The sequence below is a fragment of the Pseudomonas sp. P4_B4 genome (assembly GCF_056402255.1).
In genome coordinates, this window is sequence record NZ_JBFUHS010000004.1 from 165746 (window position 1) to 188993 (window position 23248).

The following is a 23248-nucleotide window of genomic DNA, read 5'->3' on the forward strand; positions in this document are numbered from 1 at the left end:
AGGAGGCACGCCGTGTCGATTCATGTCGCATTGCACCACATCACCCATTACCGCTATGACCGCGCTGTCGAGCTCGGCCCGCAGATCGTACGCCTGCGTCCCGCCGCTCACAGCCGCACGCGGATTCTGTCCTATGCGCTGAAAGTCTCCCCCGAACAGCACTTCATCAACTGGCAACAGGACCCTCAGGGCAATTACCTGGCGCGGCTGGTGTTCCCGGAGAAGACCGAGGAATTGCGAATCGAGGTCGATTTGCTGGCAGAAATGGCGATCTTCAATCCGTTCGACTTCTTCCTCGAACCCTACGCGGAAAAAATCCCCTTCGCCTATGCCGCGGATGAGCGCAAGGAGCTGGCGCCGTACCTGGAAACCTTGCCCCTGACGCCGAAGTTCAAGGCCTACCTGGACGGCATAGACCGCACGCCGTTGCCCGCCGTGGACTTTCTCGTCGCGCTCAACCAGCGCCTGAGCGAAGACATCGACTACCTGATCCGCATGGAGCCCGGCGTACAAACACCTGAGCACACCCTCGACCAGGCCTCCGGTTCGTGCCGTGACTCCGCTTGGTTGCTGGTGCAACTGCTGCGCAACCTGGGGCTGGCGGCGCGTTTCGTGTCGGGCTACCTGATCCAGCTGACCGCCGACGTCAAAAGTCTCGACGGCCCGTCCGGCACCGAAGTGGATTTCACCGACCTGCACGCCTGGTGCGAGGTGTACTTGCCCGGTGCTGGCTGGATCGGCCTGGATGCGACTTCCGGGCTGTTTGCCGGTGAAGGACACATTCCGTTGGCCTGTAGTCCCGATCCGTCCTCTGCGGCACCGATCAGTGGCTTGGTGGAACCCTGCGAGTGCGAATTCAGCCACGAAATGTCCGTGGAGCGGATTTGGGAAGCACCACGGGTCACCAAGCCCTACACCGACGACCAGTGGCTGGCGATCCAAACCCTGGGCCGTCAGATCGATGCCGACTTGCTGGAGGGCGATGTGCGCCTGACCATGGGCGGCGAGCCGACCTTTGTGTCCATCGATGACCCGGACGGTGCCGAGTGGAATACCGCGGCACTGGGGCCGGATAAACGGCGGTTGTCCGCCGAACTGTTCCAGCGCATGCGCAAGCACTACGCGCCTCAGGGGCTGGTGCATTTCGGGCAGGGCAAGTGGTACCCGGGCGAGCAACTGCCGCGCTGGTCGCTCAATTGCTACTGGCGCCGTGACGGCGTGCCGATCTGGCACAACAGCGCGCTGATCGCCGACGAGCAGGAAGACTACGGAGCCGATGGCGCGCTGGCCGGGCGTTTTCTGGCGAGTGTCGCCGAACGCCTGAAGATTCCGACACGCTTTGTGTTTGCGGCCTACGAAGACAATTTTTACTACCTCTGGCGCGAAGGGATGTTGCCGCAAAACGTCAGCGCCGAAGACTCGCGTCTGGAAGAGCCTTTGGAGCGTGAGCGTCTGCGCAAGGTCTTCAGTCAAGGTTTGGACAAGGTCATCGGCCAGGTCCTGCCGCTGGCGCGCACCGCCAAGGGCGACCAGTGGCAGAGCGGCCGCTGGTATCTGCGCGACGAGCACTGCCGTCTGGTGCCGGGGGACTCGCCGTTGGGTTATCGCTTGCCGCTGGGCTCGCAGCCTTGGGTGAAAGCGGCGGAATATCCGTTCATCCATCCGCAAGACCCGAATCAAGACTTCCCGCCGCTGCCCGACACCGCGCAACTGCAAAGCCAAAGCGAAGCTGCCGAGGTACAAGAGCGCGCACCGAAGATCGACGAATCCGCCGACTGGCTGACCCGTACCGCCTTCTGCGCCGAGGCGCGGGAAGGCCGGTTGTATCTGTTCATGCCGCCGCTGGAGCGGGTCGAGGATTACCTCGAACTGGTCGCTGCCATCGAAGCCACCGCGGAGGAGCTGATGTGCCCGGTGTTGCTGGAGGGCTATGAGCCGCCGAGCGATCCACGCCTGAGCAACTTGCGCATCACCCCGGATCCGGGGGTGATCGAGGTCAACGTGCAGCCGTCCGCGACCTGGGATGAGTTGGTCGAGCGCACCGAATTCCTCTACGAAGAAGCGCGTCAGACCCGGCTGACCACCGAGAAATTCATGATCGACGGCCGGCATACCGGCACGGGCGGCGGTAACCATTTCGTGCTGGGTGGCGCGACACCGGGGGACTCGCCGTTTCTGCGTCGCCCGGATCTGCTGCGCAGCCTGATCAGCTACTGGCACAACCATCCCTCGCTGTCCTACCTGTTTTCCGGATTGTTCATCGGCCCGACGTCCCAGGCGCCCCGCGTCGATGAAGCACGCAACGATGCCTTGTACGAACTGGAGATCGCTTTCGCGCAGATGCCAGAAGCGGGTGAAGAATGTCCGCCATGGTTGGTGGACCGGCTGTTGCGCAATCTGCTGATCGATGTGACCGGCAACACCCACCGCGCCGAGTTCTGCATCGACAAACTCTATTCGCCGGACGGTGCCACCGGGCGCCTCGGATTGCTGGAGCTGCGTGCGTTCGAGATGCCGCCCCATGCGCGCATGAGCCTGGCGCAACAATTGTTGCTGCGGGCGCTGGTTGCGCGGTTCTGGCGCGAGCCTTATGCACCGCCGAAACTGGCGCGCTGGGGCACGGAGCTGCACGATCGCTTCCTGTTGCCGCACTTTATCGAGCAAGACTTCGCCGATGTCATCGTCGACCTCAACGCCGCCGGTTATCCGGTGCGGGCCGAATGGTTCGCCGCGCATCTGGAGTTCCGTTTCCCCAAGGTTGGCGACTACGCCGTCAGCGGCATTGCACTGGAACTGCGCCAGGCGCTCGAACCCTGGCACGTGCTGGGCGAAGAGGGCGCCATGGGCGGTACGGTGCGTTACGTGGATTCGTCGCTGGAGCGTTTGCAGGTCAAGCTCAGCGGCTTGCCGCCCCAGCGTTATCTGCTGACCTGCAACGGCATTCCGGTGCCATTGCAGCCCACCGGGCGTGTAGGCGAATTCGTCGCGGGGGTGAGATTTCGTGCCTGGCAACCGGCCAACTGTCTGCAACCGACCATCCCGGTCCACGCGCCGCTGGTGTTCGACTTGCTCGATACCTGGATGCAGCGCTCGCTGGGCGGCTGCCAGTACCACGTCGCCCATCCGGGCGGGCGCAACTACGACAGCTTGCCGGTGAACGCCAATGAAGCGGAGAGCCGGCGAATGGCGCGCTTCTTCCGCATCGGACACACGCCGGGAAAAATTCCTGTACCCAATCTGGAAATCAGCGACGAGTTGCCGATGACACTCGATTTACGACGTTTCTAAACCGTACGCGACGCTCGGATTTTTCGTATATCCGGGCGTCACGAGCCTGCGTTAGTCTGACCGATCATTGCTGTCTGCCGAGTTTTCCATGCCTGACCTGCTAGACCGCTACCCGCTGACGGCGGGCACCTATCACGAACTGCTCGACGACAGTGGCGCCGTGCGAGCGCACTGGCGCCGGCTGTTCGAGCAGTTGCAACGCAGCACGCCGGCGCAGTTGGTGCAGCGTCAGGCCCTGCTGACCCGGCAGATTCAGGAAAACGGCGTTACCTATAACGTCTATGCCGATCCCAAGGGCGCGGACCGGCCGTGGGAGCTGGACCTGCTGCCCCATGTCATCGCGGCCGATGAGTGGCAACAGTTATCGGCCGGCATCGCTCAGCGGGCGCGATTGCTCAATGCCGTGCTGGCTGACCTTTACGGTCCGCAACGGCTGATTGCCGAAGGTCTTTTGCCCGCCGAGCTGGTGTTCGGTCACAACAACTTCCTTTGGCCCTGTCAGGGCATCAGCCCGCCTGACGGAGCCTTTCTGCATCTGTATGCCGTGGATCTGGCGCGCACACCCGATGGCCGCTGGTGGGTGACGGCAGATCGTACCCAGGCGCCTTCGGGAGCCGGGTATGCGCTGGAAAACCGCACGATTGTGTCCCGGGCCTTTCCCGAGTTGTACCGCGATCTGAAAGTGCAGCACCTGGCCGGGTTCTTCCGCACCTTGCAGGAAACCTTGGCCCGTCAGGCCCCGAGCGACGGGGACGCGCCGTTGGTGGTGCTGCTGACACCGGGGCGTTTCAACGAAAGCTATTTTGAACATCTGTATCTGGCTCGCCAGCTCGGTTATCCGCTGGTGGAGGGCGGCGACCTGACGGTACGCGACGCCACGGTTTACTTGAAAACCCTGAGTGGCCTGCGTCGGGTCCACGCGATCATGCGTCGGCTCGACGATGATTTCTGCGACCCGCTGGAGTTGCGCACCGATTCGGCCCTCGGCGTACCGGGCCTGCTGGAAGCCGTGCGGCAGGGGCGGGTGCTGGTGGCCAACGCCCTAGGCAGCGGTGTGCTGGAATCGCCGGGGTTGTTGGGTTTCCTGCCGAAGATCAATCAATTCCTGTTTGGCGAAGAGCTGATCCTGCCGTCCATCGCCACCTGGTGGTGCGGCGAAGCGCCGGTTTTGGCCCAGGCCCTGGAGAAACTTCCGGAGTTGCTGATCAAACCGGCGTTTCCGTCCCAGAGTTTTGCCCCGGTGTTTGGCCGAGACTTGAGTGAAAAACAGCGCCAGGAGCTCGCCGAGCGCATGCAAGCGCGGCCATACGCCTATGTCGCGCAAGAACTCGCGCAATTGTCCCAGGCGCCGATCTGGCAAGCCGAAGATGGTCAACTGCAACCCCGTGCCATCGGCATGCGCGTGTATGCGGTGGCCAGCCGTGAGGGTTATCGGGTCTTGCCCGGCGGCTTGACCCGGGTCGCCGCCGAAGCCGATGCCGAAGTGGTGTCGATGCAGCGTGGCGGCGCCAGCAAGGACACCTGGGTGCTGGGCGATCGTGCGCCCAGCGGCGAACAATGGAAGGCCCAGCGCAACATCGGCGTGCATGATCTGGTGCGGCGCGATCCCTACCTGCCATCGCGGGTAGTGGAAAACCTGTTCTGGTTTGGCCGTTATTGCGAGCGTTGCGATGACAGTGCCCGTTTGCTGCGCATCATGCTGGCGCGCTATGTCGACGGCGACGACCCGCAAGCCTTGCAGGCCGCGGTCGATCTCGGCGAACGGCTGATATTGCTGCCTGATGAGGGCGAGTTGCCAGAGCGCCTGTTGGCGGCGTTGCTCGGCGATGACTGGCCGTTCAGCCTGCGTTCCAACCTGCAACGCTTGCAGTGGGCCGCTTCACAGGTGCGCGGCAAACTCTCGCGGGAAAACTGGCAGGCGCTGGTGGAGTTGCAGCGCGAAGCCATGGAGCTGGAAACCGAAGAGCCGGATTTCGGCGAGTTGCTGGATTTCCTCAACCGTCTGGTGATGTCCCTGGCGGCGCTGTCCGGCTTTGCCCTGGACGACATGACCCGGGACGAAGGCTGGCGTTTCCTGATGATTGGCCGGCGGATCGAGCGCCTGCAATTTCTCAGCGGCAGCCTGGCGGCGTTCCTGCGGGGCGCCGTGGCTTTCGATCAGGCCGGGCTGGAATGGCTGCTGGAACTGGGTAACAGCAGCATCACCTACCGTTCTCGATACCTGGCGGTGCCGCAGCTGATCCCGGTGCTCGACCTGCTATTGCTCGACGAGCAGAACCCTCACGCCGTGTTGTTCCAGTTGAAACTGGTGACCCGCACCCTCAAACGCCTCAACGATGACTTTGGCGTGCCGCGTGAGGCAGCGTTGCCGCAATTGGTCGAGCGTCTGGCGCAATTCGATCTGGGCTGCCTGGAAAACCCGCTGTTCGGCGACGCGAGTGTTCGCGCCGCCATCGAGGGGCTGGCCGCGCTGCTGCAGGAAATCGCCGACGCCAGCGGTCAAGTTTCCGATCGCCTGGCGCTGCGGCATTTCGCTCATGTCGACGATGTCAGCCAGCGCACGGTGTCTGTCTGATGAGCGCTCATTACCAGATTTTCCACGACACCCATTACCACTACGACAGCCCGGTGTCCCTGGCTCAGCAACTGGCACATTTGTGGCCGCGGCCTTGTGCCTGGCAGCGCTGCACCGACCGGCAATTGCAGATCAGCCCCGAGCCGACCTCGCGTCGCGATGAACTGGATGTATTCGGCAATCCGCTGACCCGGCTGGCGTTCGAGCGTCCCCACGATGAATTGCTGGTCAACGCCAGCCTCACGATCGAAGTGCTGCCCCGGCCGGTGCTGGACTTCAATCGGTCACCGGCGTGGGAAGATACCCGTAGCGCGCTGACGTACAGCAGCCAACCGCTGTCGCCCGAATTGCTCGAAGCCTGCCGATACCGGTTTGAATCGCCGTATGTGCATTTGAAGAAAAACTTCGTCGAGTTCTCGCAAAGCTGTTTTCCACCTGGTCGACCGTTGTTGCTCGGCGTGCAGGCGCTGATGGAGAAAATCTTCAGCGAGTTCACTTTCGATGCCGAAGCGACCCAGGTGGCGACGCCGCTGGTGGAGGTGCTGGAGCGTCGGCGCGGGGTCTGCCAGGACTTTGCCCACCTGATGCTCGCCTGTGTGCGTTCCAGAGGGTTGGCGGCGCGGTACATCAGCGGCTACTTGCTGACTCAGCCACCGCCGGGCCAGCCGCGATTGATCGGCGCTGATGCGTCCCACGCCTGGGTCTCGGTGTTTTGTCCGGTGCTGGGGTGGGTGGACTTCGATCCGACCAATAATGTGCAACCGGCACTGGAGCACATCACCCTGGCCTGGGGCCGGGATTTTTCCGATGTGTCGCCGTTGCGGGGGGTGATTCTGGGTGGGGGCAACCATGATCCGGAAGTGCGTGTGACCGTGATGCCACTGGATTAACGCAGGTCAAAATGTGGGAGCGGGCTTGCTCGCGAAAGCAATTTCATATTCAAGACGGTTGTTGTCTGACACTACGCTTTCGCGAGCAAGCCCGCTCCCACAGGGGATGTGCAGTGGTTTCTGGATAGGGGTATTTCAGATTGGCCTGTGAGGATCGGCAGCAAAGCTGCCAACCCTTTACACAGATCCGGTGGGCCTGATCAGATCAACCGGCCCGGAGGTTCTCAGGCGTCGGGCGCCGAGTCTTTCGGTGCATCAACATCGTCTTCTGCCGCTACTTCACCCTCAGGGTTCAGTGCCGCTTCTTCAGCTGTAGCTTTCTTGCGCTGAAGCTTTTCCTCTTTCTTCTGCTCCTTGGCCAAGTCTCTCTGACGTTTGGCGAAGGAATAATTAGGTTTGGCCATGGGCGATCCTCTGGGGTCGAAGGTGAGGTTGAGCGGCGCATATTCTGCCCTGTATCGGTGCCAAGCCGTTAGCTGGGTTTTTGCTCGGCCCATTTTGGCGCTATGGACGGTTGCCAGGCATCCAGAGCATCGAGCAGGGTTTGCGGCGATTCGCTCACTTGCAGCATGTCACGGTGCTGCCCGCGAACGAAGCCTTCGCCGACGATATGATCGAGAAAAGACGTCAATTTGCTGTAGAAACCGTTCACTTCCAGCAAACCCAGCGGTTTGCCGTGGTAACCGAGCTGGCCCCAGGTCCAGACTTCGAACAGTTCTTCGAGGGTGCCAAGGCCACCGGGCAGCGCGATAAAGGCATCGCTGAGCTCGGCCATCCGCGCCTTGCGCGCGTGCATGCCATCGACGACTTCCAGGCGAGTCAAGCCGCTGTGGCCGATCTCCTTGTCCTTGAGGCTTTGCGGGATGATGCCGATCACTTCACCGCCGGCCGCCAGGGCCGCATCAGCGACGATGCCCATCAGGCCCACGGCGCCACCGCCATACACCAGGGTCAGCTTGCGCTCGGCCAACGCCCGGCCAAGGGCCACGGCTGCTTCGCGGTAAGCCGGGTTGGTGCCGGTGCTGGCACCACAAAATACACAAACGGATGTTAAAGACATGCCTTGCTCCATGGTCGATCAGGGCCACAGAGTAAAGGCAGGCGCACGGCACTCCAAGGGCTAGACTTTGTGTTCTGGTGTTTCGTACGTACCGCTGGCGCCGCAGGCGTAGGCGGCCAGCAAACTGCACAACAGGCTGTTGATCGACATGACAGACGTTCCATTTGAAGGGGGACGGCCTGATGATAGGCCCGGGCCAGACACTTGGCCGGTAGATAATTTGCATCAGCGTCATAGTCCGAAAGTTGTATACAATTTTTGATTCAAGTCATATGAACTTGCGAAGTTTTCAGGCAGTCTTCTGTTCATTCGCGATTTCGTTAACCCTGCCTTGGAGATTCACCATGTTTGCCAAACTTGTTGCGGTATCCCTGTTGACACTGGCCAGCAGCCAATTGATGGCTGCAGAGTGCAAAGTCACCGTCGACTCCACCGACCAGATGTCTTTCGACACGAAGGCCATTGAAATCGACAAGAGCTGCAAGACGTTTACCGTGGAACTCAAGCACTCCGGCAGCTTGCCGAAGAACGTCATGGGCCATAACTGGGTGCTGAGTAAAGAAGCCGACATGCAGCCGATCGCCACCGACGGACTGAGCGCCGGTATCGACAAGAACTACCTGAAAGAAGGCGACGCCCGCGTGATCGCCCACACCAAGGTCATCGGCGCCAAGGAAACCGATTCGGTGACTTTCGATGTGTCCAAGCTGGATGCGGCTGAAAAATACGGTTTCTTCTGCTCGTTCCCGGGCCACATCTCGATGATGAAAGGCACCGTGACCCTCAAGTAATCAGGCACACCGCGTCATCGTTCTTCGCGAGCATGCTCGCGAAGGGGCCATCAGCATCAATGAATCTAATGGCCAAAGAAAAGCCCGCTGAGGATCACTCCTCAGCGGGCTTTTTCATTCACTTACGCCTCAAGGCGCGAACGGCATCACTCGCTTGTGATGCGTCTTGTTGTACGTATCAACAATGATCTTGAACGCCTCTTCACGCACCGGATTGCCGTGCAGGAAGGCGTCGATCTCGGCGTAGGTCACGCCGTGGGAGGCTTCGTCCGGTTTGCCGGGCGATAGGTCTTCGAGGTCGGCGGTTGGGACTTTCTCCACCAGCGACTCCGGCGCGCCGAAGCTGCGGGCGATGGCGCGGACCTGGTTTTTCACCAGGCCACTCAGTGGCGCCAGGTCGCAGGCGCCGTCACCGAACTTGGTGAAGAAACCCATCACCGCTTCCGCCGCGTGATCGGTGCCGATCACCAGGCCATGGGCCGCACCGGCGATGGTGTACTGGGCGACCATGCGCATGCGCGCCTTGGTGTTGCCGAGAACGAAATCCACCGACACCGCATGTTTGCCTTCGAAGGCCGCCACTTCATTGGCCAGGGACTTGACCGCCGGGCCGATGTTCACGGTGTGGCGCTCGTCCGGCTTGATGAAATCCACCGAAGCCTGGGCGTCGTGCTCATCGAACTGGGTTTCGTAGGGCAGGCGCACGGCGATGAATTTGTAGGCGGCATCACCGCTGCGCTGGCGCAGTTCACGGACGGCCCGTTGGGCCAGCAGGCCGGCGGTCAGGGAGTCGACCCCGCCACTGATGCCCAGTACCAGGGTCTTGAGCCCGGAGTTGACCAGGCAATCCTGAATGAAGGTCACCCGCCGGGCGACTTCGGCCTCAAGGGCGGCCTCGTCGGCGAATGGTGGCTGGACCTTGAGCTGTTCAGCAATCTCACGCTGTACGGCTTGCATGAATTCACTCCTTGCTTGATGTACTTGAAAGGGCGGCAGGAACCTGGAAAACGTGTCGCAAGTAAGCGACGAAATTCGGGTCTTTACAGTGCGTCTTGCCTGGCTCGTCGGAGATCTTCGCCACCGGCTGGCCGTTGCAGGCGGTCATTTTAAGCACGATGCTCATCGGTTCGACACCCGGAATATCACAGGTCAGGTTGGTGCCGATACCGAAGCTGACATTGATCCGACCGCGCAGCGCCCGGAATATCTCCAGGGTTCTGGGCAGGGTCAGGCTGTCGGAGAAGGTCAGCGTCTTGCTCATCGGGTCGATGCCGAGCTTGTGATAGTGGGCGATGGCTTTTTCCGCCCACAGTACCGGATCACCTGAATCGTGGCGCAAACCGTCGAAAAGCTTGGCGAAAAACAGATCGAAATCGCCGAGGAAGGCATCCATGGTGATGCAGTCGGTCAGGGCAATCCCCAGCAGTCCACGGTATTCACGGACCCAGCAATCGAGTGCGGCGATCTGGCTGTCGATCAGCCGCGGGCCGAGTTGCTGGTGCGCCATGATCCATTCGTGGGCCATGGTACCCAGGGGTTTCATGTCCAGCTCCCGGGACAGGTGCACGTTGCTGGTGCCGACGAAGCGTCCGGGGAAATCGTGCTTGAGCACATTCACCACTTCTTCCTGCACGCGATACGAGAAACGACGGCGCGTGCCGAAATCGGCCACCTGCAATTCGGACAATTCATCGCTGCTGGCATTGGCGCTCAGCCAGTCGAACTTGCGGTAGAGCTGCTCGCGGGCCTGCTCCAGTACGACTTCGCGGTAGCGATAGCGGTTGCGCACCTCGCTGACCAGGGCCAGCAGCGGCACTTCGAACAGGATCACATGCAGCCAGGGGCCCCGCAGGCGGATAAACAGCTCACCGTTTTCGAGGCCGGTGTGGATGTAGCGCAGGTTGAAGCGAAACAACCCGAGAAAACGCAGGAAGTCCGGCTTCAGGAAGCTGATGCGCTCCAGAAAGCTCAACTGGTCGGCGCTCAGGCTCAACTCGGCCAGGCGCTCGATCTGGAAGCGGATTTCCGCCAGGTACGGGCGCAAGTCCTCGCTGTTACGGCAACGAAACTCCCATTCGACTTCGACGTTCGGGTAGTTGTGCAGCACCGCCTGCATCATCGTCAGTTTGTAGAAGTCGGTGTCGAGCAGGTTCTGCACGATGCGATCGGCAAACACACTCTCGCTCATAACGGGAATCTCCAGCGTTGCAGCGGTATTGAACAATGGCGCTAGTGGCGCATATCAGCGGCAGGTATTGCCAGCAATTTTTTAGACCGCAGCAGATCCCTGCAGGTGTGAGCTTTTGTGGCGAAGGGGCTTGTCGGAACGCCGCATCGCCCCGTTCGGCTGCGCAGCAGTCGCAATAGCTCTAGCTACGGAGTTGCAAATTTTGGGGCTGCTACGCAACCCAACGGGGCGGTGCGGCGTTCCGACAAGCCCCCTCGCCACAGGGAAAGTGCAAGACGTTAGTGCTGCACCGCCTCCGGGCTATCTATCTGCTCCAGCATCCACTTCACAAAGTTCCGCACCTTAGGCACTTCCGCCGAATGCTCCGGGTACGCAAGGTAATAGGCGTCGGTGCTGGGCATTGCATGCTGCCAGGGAATGACCAGCTTGCCGTCGGCCAGTTCTTCTTCCACCAGAAAGCGGGGCAGCAACGCCACGCCGCAACCGACCTGGGCGGCGCGGATGCACATATAAAAGGTTTCGAAGCGAGGGCCGTGGTAACTGTGCTCGGTGTGGTAGCCCTGATGGTCGAACCAGTCATGCCAGGCCTGGGGGCGGGAAGCGTTTTGCAGCAGGACCAGGTCAGTCAGTTGCGTCGGATCGGTAAACGGCGTGTCCGGCAGGCTGCCCGGGGCACACACCGGCACCAGCTCTTCGCCGAACAGCTTCAGGCATTCGGTGCCCGGCCGTGAGCCCTGGCCGAAGTAGAACGCCAGGTCGCTGCGACCTTGCAGCAGATCGTCGGCTTCCTGCTCGCTGCACAGGTCCAGGTGGATCGACGGGTGCCGCAGGCGCCAGCCTTTCAAGCGCGGTACCAGCCAGCGTGCGCCGAAGGTCGGCGGTGTCGAGACGCGTAGTACTTCTGTTTCGCCACCGTAGGAACGCAGGTAATGGGTCGACATCTCGACCTGGGTGAGGATTTTTCGCACCTCAACCAGGTACAGATCGCCGGCCGGGGTCATCTGCAGGCGTCGGCGCACCCGGCGAAACAGCAGGTGCTGCAACAGCTCTTCGAGTTGCGCGACCTGCTTGCTCACGGCGCTTTGGGTCAGGTTCAACTCTTCGGCGGCCCGGGTGAAGCTCAAGTGCCGGGTGACGGCCTCGAAGCACTGCAACGCAGCGATCGATGGCAAGTAGCGTTTATTCAGCATGGGCGGTCCTTGGTTCTTGTCGCTTTATTGCCAGCAATGCACAGCATGAATAAACGGAATGATATCTCTCTTAATGGTCGTTTGTTGAGTAACCTCCGGGCAGCTAAAACTACAGGTCTGATCAGCCGTGAATTTCCGGCTGTACGTGTTCTGTCTTTTGCTTGAGGAGTGACCCATGGTTGCCGCATTGCTTGATCGTCTAGGTGTGAACCCGGCCCTGTACCAGAACGGCAAAGTGCCGGTGCATTCGCCGATCGATGGCAGCAGGATCGCCGCCGTGAACTGGGAAGGCGCTGCTGAAGTCGAGCAGCACATCAGTCGCGCAGATCATGCGTTCGAACTGTGGCGCAAGGTTCCGGCACCGCGCCGTGGCGAGCTGGTGCGGCAACTGGGTGACATCCTGCGTGAATACAAGGCTGACCTCGGCGAACTGGTGTCCTGGGAAGCCGGCAAGATCACCCAGGAAGGCCTGGGTGAAGTTCAGGAAATGATCGACATCTGCGACTTCGCCGTCGGCCTGTCGCGCCAGCTGTACGGTTTGACCATCGCCTCCGAGCGTCCTGGCCACCACATGCGCGAAACCTGGCATCCGCTGGGCGTCGTCGGGGTGATCAGCGCATTCAACTTCCCGGTCGCGGTCTGGGCCTGGAACGCCACGCTGGCGCTGGTCTGCGGCAACCCGGTGATCTGGAAACCGTCGGAAAAGACTCCACTGACCGCACTGGCTTGCCATGCGTTGTTCGATCGCGTGCTGAAGAACTTCAGCGATGCGCCACCGCACTTGAGCCAGGTGATCATTGGCGGTCGCGATGCCGGCGAAGCCCTGGTCGATGATCCGCGTGTCGCGCTGGTCAGCGCCACCGGCAGCACCCGCATGGGCCGTGAAGTGGCGCCGAAAATCGCCGCACGTTTCGCCCGCAGCATTCTCGAGCTGGGCGGCAACAACGCGATGATCCTCGGCCCAAGCGCCGACCTCGACATGGCCGTTCGCGCGATCCTGTTCAGCGCCGTCGGCACTGCCGGTCAGCGCTGCACCACCCTGCGTCGCCTGATCGCCCATGAGTCGGTGAAAGAAGAAATCGTCACCCGCCTGAAAGCCGCGTACTCGAAAGTACGTATCGGCCATCCGCTGGAAGGCAACCTGGTCGGCCCGCTGATCGACAAGCAAAGCTTCGACAACATGCAGGACGCGCTGGAACAGGCCTTGAGCGAAGGCGGCCGGGTGTTTGGCGGTGAGCGTCAGCTGCAAGACAAGTTCCCGAATGCCTACTACGTGTCGCCGGCCATCGTCGAAATGCCGGAGCAGAGCGATGTGGTCTGCCATGAAACCTTCGCTCCGATCCTGTACGTGGTCGGTTACAGCGATTTCCAGGAAGCCCTGCGCCTGAACAACGCCGTGCCACAAGGCCTGTCCTCGTGCATCTTCACCACCGACGTGCGTGAAGCCGAGCAGTTCATGTCGGCGGTGGGCAGCGACTGCGGCATCGCCAACGTCAACATCGGCCCGAGCGGCGCGGAAATCGGCGGTGCGTTCGGCGGCGAGAAAGAAACCGGCGGCGGTCGCGAATCCGGCTCCGATGCATGGCGCGGCTACATGCGCCGCCAGACCAACACCGTGAACTATTCGCTGGAGTTGCCGTTGGCGCAGGGTATTACGTTCGATTAAGCAGCTTCAAGCTACAAGCTTCAAGCTTCAAGCAAACTGGCTTGCGGCTTGTAGCTTGTGGCTTGTAGCTGCTCCGACAGGAGCTTGCAATGCCGTTACGCGAAGAGTGTCTGTGGGAAAAACTGACGCCGCAAAGGCCGGACAATTCGGCCCTCAAGGGTGAGGTCACGGTGGATGTCTGCGTCATCGGCGCCGGTTTTACCGGTTTGTCGGCGGCGGTGCATCTGCTGGAGCAGGGCAAGAGCGTTTGTGTGCTGGAAGCCCATCGCGCCGGCCACGGTGGTTCGGGGCGCAACGTCGGGCTGGTCAATGCCGGGATGTGGATTCCCCCGGACGAGATCGAAGCCGGGTTCGGCAAGGAGGTCGGCAGCCAGCTCAACCGCATGCTGGGGGCGGCGCCATCCCTGGTGTTCAGCCTTGTGGACAAGTACAACATCGATTGCCAGTTGCGTCGCGAAGGCACGCTGCACATGGCACACAACGCCCGCGGCGAAGCCGATCTGCGCAGTCGTGAAGAACAATGGAAACGTCGCGGTGCGCCAGTAGAGCTGCTCACCGGGCAAGCTTGCGAACAAGCCACCGGCACGAAAAAGATCGCCGCCGCGCTGCTCGATCGCCGCGCCGGCACGCTCAACCCGATGGCCTATACCACGGGGCTGGCCAAAGCGGCCATCGGCCTGGGCGGTCAATTATTCGATCACTCCCCGGTTACCCGACTTGAGCGTCAGGGCCAACGCTGGTCTGTGCAAACCGCCCAGGGCTCGGTCATGGCCGAGAAAGTGGTGATTGCCTCCAATGCCTACACCGAGGGCGACTGGACGGAACTGCGGCGCAATTTTTTTCCCGGTTATTACTATCAGGTGGCATCGGTGCCGCTGACCGAAGAGGCCGCACAACAAATTCTGCCCGGTGGCCAGGGTTCCTGGGACACCCGCCAGGTCCTGAGCAGCATCCGTCGGGATAAAAACGGAAGGTTGCTGCTTGGCAGTCTGGGTAATGGCAATCAGAAACCGGCCTGGTTTCTCAAGGCCTGGGCCGATCGCGTGCAGCAACATTACTTCCCTTACCTGAAACCGGTGGAATGGGAGTGCACCTGGACCGGTTGCATCGCGTTTACCCCCGATCATTTGATGCGTCTGTTCGAACCCGCGCCCGGTTTAGTGGCAGTCACCGGCTACAACGGCCGGGGCGTGACCACGGGAACGGTGGTCGGCAAGGCCTTTGCCGATTACCTGTGTAACGGAAATCCTCAAGCACTACCGATTCCTTTCGCGCCCATGCAGCCACTGACCGGGGTGGGGTTGCGCAGCTGTCTGTATGAGGCGGGATTCTCGCTGTATCACGCAGGCCAGTGCCTGCGGATCGTGATCTGAAGGTTGATTTTTGCAGTGGAAGCGGCGCTTTTTCGATCTGCAGCTAGCCTGTAGTGGTGCGGGTTGTAGCAGTCTCGCACCAGCAGTGTGCACTTCGGTGACGCACGTTGTTACAGGCTGGTTGCACGTCGTTTAAAGCCGCGGTTGCAATGATGGCGCAGGCGGGTTGCGCCTCAAAAAAATAATGGTTTTACCTTCCGCGGTTTAGACGGTTGCACGCCCAATGAAAATGGGCCCGAAACAGTCGAAATAACAAGAAAGCAGCGACTTTTTTCAGAATAAAAAACCGATGGCACGCCACTTGCTCTGCGCTTGTAGCTGAATCAAAGCTTCCGCTGAAGTAGCTGTGCTAACTAAAAAAACCTCAGGAGCACCATCACATGTCGCAGACGTTTTACAGGAAAGGTTTTCTGGCACTCGCAGTTGCTACTGCATTGGGTGTTTCTTCGTTTGTTCAGGCGGATGTCAAAATTGGTGTGGCGGGTCCGATGACCGGTGCCAACGCTTCCTTCGGCTTGCAATACATGAAAGGCGCGCAAGCTGCGGCGGATGCAATCAACGCCAAGGGCGGCATCAACGGCGAAAAAATTGTACTGGTTCAGGGCGATGACGCCTGCGAACCGAAACAGGCTGTAGCTGTCGCGAACAAAATGGTGCAGGACAAGGTTATCGGCGTTGTCGGGCACTTCTGCTCGTCGTCGACCATCCCGGCTTCTGAGGTCTACGCTGACGCAGGCATCATCGCAATTACTCCAGGTTCTACCAACCCGGCGGTCACCGAGCGCGGCCTGCCTGCCATGTTGCGTTTGTGCGGGCGCGATGACCAGCAAGGTATCGTTGCGGGTAACTACATCGTCGACGTCCTGAAAGGCAAGAAAGTTGCCGTCATCAACGATAAAGACACCTACGGTAAAGGCCTGGCGGACGCGACTGCCAAGCAGTTGACCGCCCGTGGCGTGAAACCGGTTCTTGAAGAAGGCCTGACCCGTGGCGAGAAAGATTTCAGCGCCTTGATCACCAAAGTCCGCTCGGTAGGGGCTGATGTTCTTTACTTCGGCGGCCTGCACCCGGAAGCCGGCCCATTGGTCCACCAACTGCGCGAGCAAGGTCTGAAAGACGTCAAGTTCATGTCCGATGACGGCATCGTGACTGACGAAATGGTGACGACTGCCGGTGGTGCTCCGTTCGTCGACGGCGTGTACATGACCTTTGGCGCTGACCCGCGTCTGATTCCAGACAGCAAGGTTGTTGTAGAAACCTTCCGCAAGTCCGGTTACGAGCCAGAAGGCTACACCCTGTATGCCTACGCCACGGTACAAGCCCTGGCTGCCGGCTTCAACGGTGCCAAGTCGAACAAAGGTGAAGACGCCAGCAAATGGCTGAAAGAGCATCCGGTGGAAACCGTGATGGGCAAGAAGGAGTGGGACGGCAAGGGCGACCTGAAAGTCTCCGACTACGTGGTTTACCAGTGGGATGCTGCAGGCAAATACCACCAGCTGGATAAACAGAAGTGAGATAAGCGCATTGCCAAGCCTGGGTCTCTCGACATGAATCGTGGGGCGCAGGCCTGGCTTGGGTCATGGGTTCTGCAATCGTGCCGACCCGGTATTTTTCTTCTGAGCCACGTGAACCTGGGCAGATGAGCCTCATAAGGGCTCATCGACACCGGGTTCGCGGTGGCCTCTCAAGTTAGTGAGAGTGCAAGATGGACGGTATTTTCCTGCAACAAGTAATCAACGGTCTGACTCTCGGATCGGTCTACGGCCTGATCGCCATCGGCTACACAATGGTCTACGGCATCATTGGCATGATCAACTTCGCCCACGGCGAGGTTTATATGATTTCCGCGTACCTCGCGGCGATCAGCCTGGCTCTGCTGTCCTACTTCGGTGTCGAATCCTTTCCGTTGTTGATCCTCGGTACCCTGCTGTTCACTGTCTTCGTGACCGGTGTGTATGGCTGGGTCATCGAGCGCATCGCTTACAAACCGCTGCGCAACTCCACCCGACTGGCACCGCTGATCAGTGCTATCGGCGTTTCTCTGATCCTGCAGAACTACGCACAGATTGCTCAGGGCTCACGGCAACAGGGTATTCCTACGCTGCTGAGTGGTGGGCTGAGATTCGAAATCGGTACCGGGTTTGTGCAGATTACATTCACCAAGATCTTTATTCTGGTCGCAGCGTTTATCGGAATGGCCCTGCTGACCTACATCATCAAATACACCAAGTTGGGGCGCATGTGTCGTGCGACCCAACAAGACCGCAAGATGGCCTCGATCCTCGGGATTAACACCGACCGGGTGATCTCCTACGTGTTCATCATCGGTGCCGCCATGGCTGCGCTGGCCGGTGTCTTGATCACGGTGAACTACGGCACCTTCGACTTCTACGCAGGCTTCGTGATCGGCATAAAGGCCTTCACCGCTGCGGTGCTCGGCGGGATTGGTTCGCTGCCTGGCGCCATGCTCGGCGGGATCATTCTCGGCGTATCCGAGTCGCTGTTTTCCGGCGTGATCAACTCTGACTACAAGGACGTCTTCAGCTTCTCGCTGCTGGTACTGATCCTGATTTTCCGTCCTCAAGGCCTGCTGGGTCGCCCACTTGTGGCGAAGGTATAAGTATGTCCGACGCTAATAAAAACACTATCGATGTCAAAAAAAGCCTCGTCGACACGGTTCTGGCCGGGTTGATTGCCCTGATTGTCTTCGGCCCGATCGTGGGCGTAGTACTTGAAGGTTATAGCTACAACCTGCAGCCGACGCGTGTGGCCTGGATGGTCGGGGCGGTGATGGTCGGGCGTTTTGTCCTCAGTCTGTTTTTGCAGACCGCCAAGGGCGTGAAGGTTCAGCAAAGCTTCGAAGTCATCGGCTCAGGCGTGCATGTGCTACCACCTGATTACAAGTCGCGGCTGCGCTTGATCATTCCGGGTTTGATCGTGATCGCTATGGTGTTTCCGATTTTCGCCGACAAGTACCTGCTGACGGTGGTGATCCTGGGATTGATCTACGTGTTGCTGGGCCTTGGCCTGAACATCGTGGTCGGTCTGGCAGGTTTGCTCGACCTGGGTTACGTGGCATTTTATGCCATCGGTGCCTATGGCCTGGCACTGGGTTATCACTACCTTGGCCTGGGTTTCTGGACCATGTTGCCGCTGTCGGCACTCATGGCAGCGATGGCAGGATGCATACTCGGCTTTCCCGTATTACGCATGCATGGCGACTACCTGGCCATCGTGACCCTGGGCTTCGGTGAAATCATTCGCCTGATACTGACCAACTGGCTGTCCTTCACGGGCGGGCCTAACGGCATGCCGGTGCCATCACCGTCGGTTTTCGGTATCGAGTTCGGGCGTGTGGCGAAAGATGGCGGGATACCCTTCCATCAATTCTTCGGGACTGAATACAACCCGAACGTCAAGTTCATGCTCATCTATGGCGTGTTGTTCCTCGTGGTGATGCTGGTGCTGTACATCAAGCATCGCCTGACGCGCATGCCGGTCGGGCGTGCCTGGGAGGCCTTGCGCGAAGATGAAATTGCCTGCCGCGCCATGGGCCTCAATCACGTACTGGTCAAACTGTCGGCCTTTACCCTGGGTGCTTCCACTGCCGGTCTGGCCGGTGTGTTTTTCGCCAGCTATCAAGGCTTCGTCAACCCGACCTCGTTCTCGTTCTTCGAGTCGGCCTTGATCCTCGCCATCGTTGTGCTCGGCGGCATGGGTTCGACGGTCGGCGTGGTGATCGCGGCGTTCGTGCTGACTGTCGCCCCGGAACTGCTGCGCAGCTTCGCGGAATACCGCGTATTGCTGTTCGGCATCCTCATGGTACTGATGATGATCTGGAAACCGCGCGGCCTGATTCGGATCAGCCGGACCGGTGTAACTCCGCGTAAAGGTGCCTTGACTGAGAGGGCCGCGCCATGAGCGAAGAAATCGTTCTAAAGGTCGAGAACCTGATGATGCATTTCGGCGGCATCAAAGCCCTGAGCGACGTCAGCCTGAAAGTCAAACGTAACTCGATTTTCGCGTTGATCGGCCCCAACGGTGCGGGCAAGACTACGGTGTTCAACTGCCTGACCGGCTTCTACAAGGCCACCGGCGGGCACATTGAACTTGACACCCGTGGTGTAAAAACCAACGTCATCAAAATGCTCGGGGAACCGTTCAAGGCGACCGATTTTGTTTCGCCGAAGAGCTTCTTCAGCCGGCTTCACTACAAGATGTTCGGTGGCACGCACCTGATCAACCGTGCCGGCCTGGCGCGAACCTTCCAGAACATTCGCCTGTTCAGGGAAATGTCGGTGATCGAGAACCTGCTGGTGGCCCAGCACATGTGGGTTAACCGCAATCTGGTGTCCGGCATTCTCAACACCAAAGGTTACCGCAAGGCCGAAAGCGATGCCCTGGACCATGCGTTCTACTGGCTGGAGGTGGTCGATCTGGTGGACTGCGCCAACCGTCTGGCCGGCGAGCTTTCCTACGGCCAGCAGCGCCGCCTGGAAATCGCCCGGGCCATGTGCACCCGGCCCAAGATCATCTGCCTGGACGAACCGGCTGCGGGCCTCAACCCGCAGGAAACCGAGGCGCTCAGCGCGATGATTCGACATCTGCGCGACGACCACGATATTACCGTGGTGCTGATTGAACACGACATGGGCATGGTAATGAGCATTTCCGACCACATCGTGGTGCTGGACCACGGCAACGTGATCGCCGAGGGTGGCCCTGAAGCGATCCGCAACGACCCGAAAGTGATTGCGGCCTACCTGGGCGCCGATGAAGAGGAAGTGGTATGACCAAGCCCATCCTCGAACTCAAGGAACTGGACGTGTTTTACGGGCCGATCCAGGCCCTGAAGAAAGTCTCGCTGCACATCAACGAAGGTGAAACTGTCAGCCTGATCGGCTCCAACGGCGCCGGAAAATCGACCCTGTTGATGTCGATTTTCGGTCAGCCACGGGCGGCGGACGGGCAGATCTTTTATCAGGGTGTGGACATCACCCACAAGTCGTCCCACTACATCGCCTCCAACGGCATCGCGCAATCGCCGGAAGGGCGGCGGGTGTTCCCCGACATGACCGTCGAGGAGAACCTGCTGATGGGCACCATCCCTATCGGTGACAAGTACGCCAAGGAGGACATGCAGCGCATGTTCGAGCTGTTCCCACGGCTCGAAGAGCGGCGTACCCAGCGGGCGATGACCATGTCCGGTGGCGAACAGCAAATGCTCGCCATCGCCCGTGCCCTGATGAGCCGGCCCAAGTTGTTGCTGCTGGACGAGCCGAGCCTGGGCCTGGCGCCGATCGTGGTGAAGCAGATCTTCGCCACCCTGCGGGAACTGGCCAAGACCGGCATGACCATCTTCCTGGTGGAACAGAACGCCAACCACGCCCTGCGGTTGTCGGACCGGGCGTACGTGATGGTCAACGGCGAAATCCGCATGACCGGCACCGGCAAGGAGTTGTTGGTCAACGAGGATGTGCGTAACGCCTATCTCGGCGGGCACTGAGTCTGCTTTGTTATGCACAAGCCCCGGCGCGCAATCGCCGGGGCTTTTTTACATCTCCAATGCCCCACTAATCCCTGTGGGAGCGGGCTTGCCCGCGAAGACGGCGTCAAATTCAACATCATCAGGACAGATCCACCGCTTTCGCGAGCAAGCCCGCTCCGACAGGGTTTTGGCATGCCTCTGGGAAATTGTGGAAAACAATATTCCCAAGCTCGCAAAGCGCGACATAAAGCCGCTGCAAATAGTTGTTTTGTCACGGTTTTGACTTGTCCCCGTTTGCTGTGGAACCGGCTGTGAATAACGTGGGAGTAGCTGGCTGGAGGCCTTTTAAACCGTGGTCTGCAGAGGTATGGTTGTTTTTTGATCAGGTGTTTTTGCGCAGCTTGCGGGCCGCTTTGTCAACCTTTTTGTTCGGGGCGCAAGTGCGTGAAATCGGCGTGGAAAAGCCTGTGGATAAGTCTGTGATTAAACTCTGGAAAGACTCGGCTGAAGGCCGTGGTTACTGGCCTGGCGCCATCGCCGGTTTGACCCGTCAGTCATGAAAATGGCCAAGGGCTACACAGCAGGTGGTTGAGGGTCAAGCAAAAAAGTTTCAAAACCTCGCGCAAAGCCTTGTGGATAGCGGCTTGCAGCTTTTCCACTTGCCCCCAGAGACTGTGGACCGGCCTGTGGATAACGTGCGCGCACATGGCTGTAGGCCGCGCTGGTCAAGGGCTTGCCGGAATTGAGCGTTTTTTGAACAGATTGAACGGTGGTTGCCGCTGTGAACAAGGCCGGGCATGCTGCCTGCTGATTTTCTATTCCAATGGCTGGCGATCAGCCGAAGCAAGGAGAACACGATGTCCAACACCCTGTTTATTACCGGCGCGACCTCCGGTTTTGGTGAAGCCTGTGCCCGTCGTTTTGCCGAGGCCGGCTGGAAACTGGTGCTGACTGGCCGTCGTGAAGAGCGCCTCAATGCGTTGTGCGCCGAGCTGTCGAAGCAGACCGAAGTCCATGGCCTGGTGCTCGATGTGCGTGATCGCAAGGCCATGGAGGAGGCGATTGCCAATCTGCCGCCATCCTTTGCCAAACTGCGCGGGTTGATCAACAACGCCGGGCTGGCCCTGGGGGTTGATCCGGCGCCCAAGTGCGACCTGGACGACTGGGACACCATGGTCGATACCAACGTCAAAGGCCTGATGTACAGCACCCGTCTGCTGTTGCCACGCCTGATTGCCCATGGTCGTGGTGCTGGTATCGTCAACCTGGGGTCCATCGCCGGTAACTATCCGTACCCGGGCAGCCATGTGTATGGCGCGACCAAGGCATTCGTCAAACAGTTCTCCGTGAACCTGCGCTGCGACCTGCAAGGCACGGGGGTACGGGTCAGCAACATCGAACCGGGCCTGTGCGAGAGCGAGTTCTCGCTGGTGCGTTTTGCCGGTGACCAGGAGCGCTACAACGCCACTTACGCCGGCGCCGAGCCGATTCAGCCGCAGGACATCGCCGAAACAATCTTCTGGGTGCTCAATGCGCCGGCGCACATCAACATCAACAGCCTGGAGCTGATGCCGGTGAGCCAGACCTGGGCCGGGTTTACTATTGATCGCAGTGGTGGCAAGGCTTAATACCGAGTCATCGTTCTTCGCGAGCAAGCCCGCTCCCACAGGATTTTGTGTCGTCTACACAACTTGTGTGCACCCTGAATCACTGTGGGAGCGGGCTTGCTCGCGAAGGGGCCGGAACGGATAAATCAGGACATCAGCTAGACTCCTCCCTCAAGCAACCCGCCACACCCGGCGGTCTAGAGGTTTTAGAGGAGATCAAGTGAGTAATCGAGGCGAGCAGTCGCTGCTCAAACAATCGACCTTCCTGATGCTCGCCGTGACATTCGCCGGGATCATCACCGGTTTTGTTTCGGGCGCCCAATCCATCCTGTTCGATGGCTTCTTTTCGTTAGTTGCGGCCTTCATCAAGGTCCTGATGCTGATCACCGCCAGGCTGATCGCCAAGGAAAGCAATCAGCGCTTCCAGTTCGGTTACTGGCACCTGGAACCCATGGTGCTGGTGATCGAAGGCAGCTTCCTGTTCCTGGTTGCCATTTATGCCTTTCTCAACGGTGTGTTTGGCATCATCAGTGGTGGCCGCGAGGTCGAGCTCGGTCTGGTGATCCTCTACGCGGCGGTGTTCACCGTCGTTGAACTGATTTACTTCTTCTACGTCCGCCATCGCAATCGCACACTCAAGTCATCGCTGATCCAGTTCGACAACATCAGTTGGCTGGTGGATGCGATGCTGTCGGCGGGACTGCTGGTGAGTTTCCTCATCGCGCTGCTGCTCAAGACTCAGGGTTACGACAAGTGGGCGGTGTATGTCGACCCGATGATCCTGATCCTGCTGGCCTTGGGCATGCTTCCTCCTGCGTTCAAAATCCTCGGACCGGCATTGCGCGATGTGCTGGGGATCGTCCCGAATCAACTGGACGACAAGGTGCGTCAGGTGATGGAGGTGGCGAAGGTCGAGCATGGTTTTGACGATTACATTTCCTACGTGCAGAAACACGGCAGGGCCTGTTTTATCGAGATTCACATCGTATTGCCGAAGGATTACTGGCTGGACGGTGTGGGGCAACTGGACAGTTTGCGCGAGGAAATTTCCGCGAAGCTCGGTAAGCCGGATGCCGCGCGATGGCTGACCATCAGCTTTACCGGGGATCGCAAGTGGACTGAGTGATTGGAT

General features: G+C 59.8%; 19 protein-coding genes. 14 read left to right on the plus strand and 5 right to left on the minus strand.

Annotated features, from left to right (window positions below; all coding sequences use genetic code 11):
• The first annotated feature begins 12 nt into the window (after nt 1-12).
• The 3 genes from AC1DVE_RS07030 to AC1DVE_RS07040 all read left to right on the plus strand — a co-directional run bounded on the left by AC1DVE_RS07030 (nt 13) and on the right by AC1DVE_RS07040 (nt 6753).
• Nucleotides 13-3288, plus strand: a complete 3276-nt coding sequence (locus tag AC1DVE_RS07030) for a transglutaminase family protein (RefSeq protein WP_223461568.1) — start codon at nt 13-15, stop codon at nt 3286-3288.
• A gap of 88 nt (nt 3289-3376) precedes the next feature.
• Nucleotides 3377-5863, plus strand: a complete 2487-nt coding sequence (locus tag AC1DVE_RS07035; RefSeq protein WP_223461569.1) for a circularly permuted type 2 ATP-grasp protein — start codon at nt 3377-3379, stop codon at nt 5861-5863.
• Nucleotides 5863-6753 carry a transglutaminase family protein gene (locus tag AC1DVE_RS07040; protein WP_223461571.1) on the plus strand — a complete coding sequence of 297 codons (891 nt, stop codon included), beginning with the start codon at nt 5863-5865 and terminating at the stop codon, nt 6751-6753. The genes AC1DVE_RS07035 and AC1DVE_RS07040 overlap by 1 nt, the downstream gene beginning before the upstream one ends.
• A gap of 224 nt (nt 6754-6977) precedes the next feature.
• Here the strand turns inward: AC1DVE_RS07040 and AC1DVE_RS07045 are convergent, their stop codons facing one another.
• A complete protein-coding gene (locus AC1DVE_RS07045; RefSeq protein ID WP_007973286.1) occupies nt 6978-7157 on the minus strand; it encodes a hypothetical protein in 180 nt (59 codons plus the stop codon).
• Between the two features lie 68 nt (nt 7158-7225).
• Nucleotides 7226-7813 (minus strand): LOG family protein, encoded by a 588-nt coding sequence (locus tag AC1DVE_RS07050; protein WP_057397746.1) that lies wholly within the window; start codon nt 7811-7813, stop codon nt 7226-7228.
• Nucleotides 7814-8157: 344 nt separating this feature from the next.
• Between AC1DVE_RS07050 and azu the strand changes: the two genes are divergently transcribed.
• Complete coding sequence (gene azu / locus AC1DVE_RS07055; RefSeq protein ID WP_223461573.1) at nt 8158-8604, plus strand: azurin; 447 nt, start codon at nt 8158-8160, stop codon at nt 8602-8604.
• A gap of 129 nt (nt 8605-8733) precedes the next feature.
• Here the strand turns inward: azu and nadE are convergent, their stop codons facing one another.
• The 3 genes from nadE to AC1DVE_RS07070 form a co-directional block, all read right to left on the minus strand.
• Entirely contained in the window at nt 8734-9561 is an 828-nt protein-coding gene (gene nadE, locus AC1DVE_RS07060) for an ammonia-dependent NAD(+) synthetase (protein WP_090452833.1), read from the minus strand.
• A 4-nt stretch (nt 9562-9565) separates the two neighbouring features.
• Entirely contained in the window at nt 9566-10792 is a 1227-nt protein-coding gene (gene pncB, locus AC1DVE_RS07065) for a nicotinate phosphoribosyltransferase (RefSeq protein ID WP_477783856.1), read from the minus strand.
• 278 nt (nt 10793-11070) lie between these two features.
• Nucleotides 11071-11982: a LysR family transcriptional regulator gene (locus AC1DVE_RS07070; protein ID WP_223461577.1), complete on the minus strand. Its 912-nt coding sequence runs from the start codon at nt 11980-11982 to the stop codon at nt 11071-11073.
• Between the two features lie 175 nt (nt 11983-12157).
• Between AC1DVE_RS07070 and amaB the strand changes: the two genes are divergently transcribed.
• The 10 genes from amaB to AC1DVE_RS07120 all read left to right on the plus strand — a co-directional run bounded on the left by amaB (nt 12158) and on the right by AC1DVE_RS07120 (nt 23242).
• Nucleotides 12158-13648 (plus strand): L-piperidine-6-carboxylate dehydrogenase, encoded by a 1491-nt coding sequence (gene amaB, locus AC1DVE_RS07075; protein WP_477783857.1) that lies wholly within the window; start codon nt 12158-12160, stop codon nt 13646-13648.
• A gap of 89 nt (nt 13649-13737) precedes the next feature.
• Nucleotides 13738-15021, plus strand: coding sequence for an L-pipecolate oxidase (gene amaA, locus AC1DVE_RS07080; RefSeq protein WP_223461580.1), 1284 nt, complete (start codon nt 13738-13740; stop codon nt 15019-15021).
• A 380-nt stretch (nt 15022-15401) separates the two neighbouring features.
• Nucleotides 15402-16535, plus strand: coding sequence for a branched-chain amino acid ABC transporter substrate-binding protein (locus AC1DVE_RS07085; protein ID WP_108230419.1), 1134 nt, complete (start codon nt 15402-15404; stop codon nt 16533-16535).
• A gap of 191 nt (nt 16536-16726) precedes the next feature.
• Nucleotides 16727-17641, plus strand: coding sequence for an ABC transporter permease subunit (locus AC1DVE_RS07090; RefSeq protein ID WP_223461582.1), 915 nt, complete (start codon nt 16727-16729; stop codon nt 17639-17641).
• A 2-nt stretch (nt 17642-17643) separates the two neighbouring features.
• Entirely contained in the window at nt 17644-18942 is a 1299-nt protein-coding gene (livM, locus tag AC1DVE_RS07095) for a high-affinity branched-chain amino acid ABC transporter permease LivM (protein ID WP_223461584.1), read from the plus strand.
• Nucleotides 18939-19814, plus strand: coding sequence for an ABC transporter ATP-binding protein (locus tag AC1DVE_RS07100; RefSeq protein ID WP_223461586.1), 876 nt, complete (start codon nt 18939-18941; stop codon nt 19812-19814). The genes livM and AC1DVE_RS07100 overlap by 4 nt, the downstream gene beginning before the upstream one ends.
• Nucleotides 19811-20527, plus strand: a complete 717-nt coding sequence (locus tag AC1DVE_RS07105) for an ABC transporter ATP-binding protein (RefSeq protein WP_223461588.1) — start codon at nt 19811-19813, stop codon at nt 20525-20527. Before AC1DVE_RS07100 ends, AC1DVE_RS07105 begins: the two co-directional genes overlap by 4 nt.
• Before the next feature lie 293 nt (nt 20528-20820).
• The gene (locus AC1DVE_RS07110; protein WP_223461590.1) at nt 20821-21069 is read left to right on the plus strand and encodes a hypothetical protein; all 249 of its coding nucleotides are present in this window, start codon (nt 20821-20823) and stop codon (nt 21067-21069) included.
• A gap of 297 nt (nt 21070-21366) precedes the next feature.
• Nucleotides 21367-22137, plus strand: a complete 771-nt coding sequence (locus tag AC1DVE_RS07115; protein ID WP_223461592.1) for an SDR family oxidoreductase — start codon at nt 21367-21369, stop codon at nt 22135-22137.
• A gap of 199 nt (nt 22138-22336) precedes the next feature.
• A complete protein-coding gene (locus AC1DVE_RS07120) occupies nt 22337-23242 on the plus strand; it encodes a cation diffusion facilitator family transporter (RefSeq protein WP_223461594.1) in 906 nt (301 codons plus the stop codon).
• Nucleotides 23243-23248 lie beyond the last annotated feature (6 nt).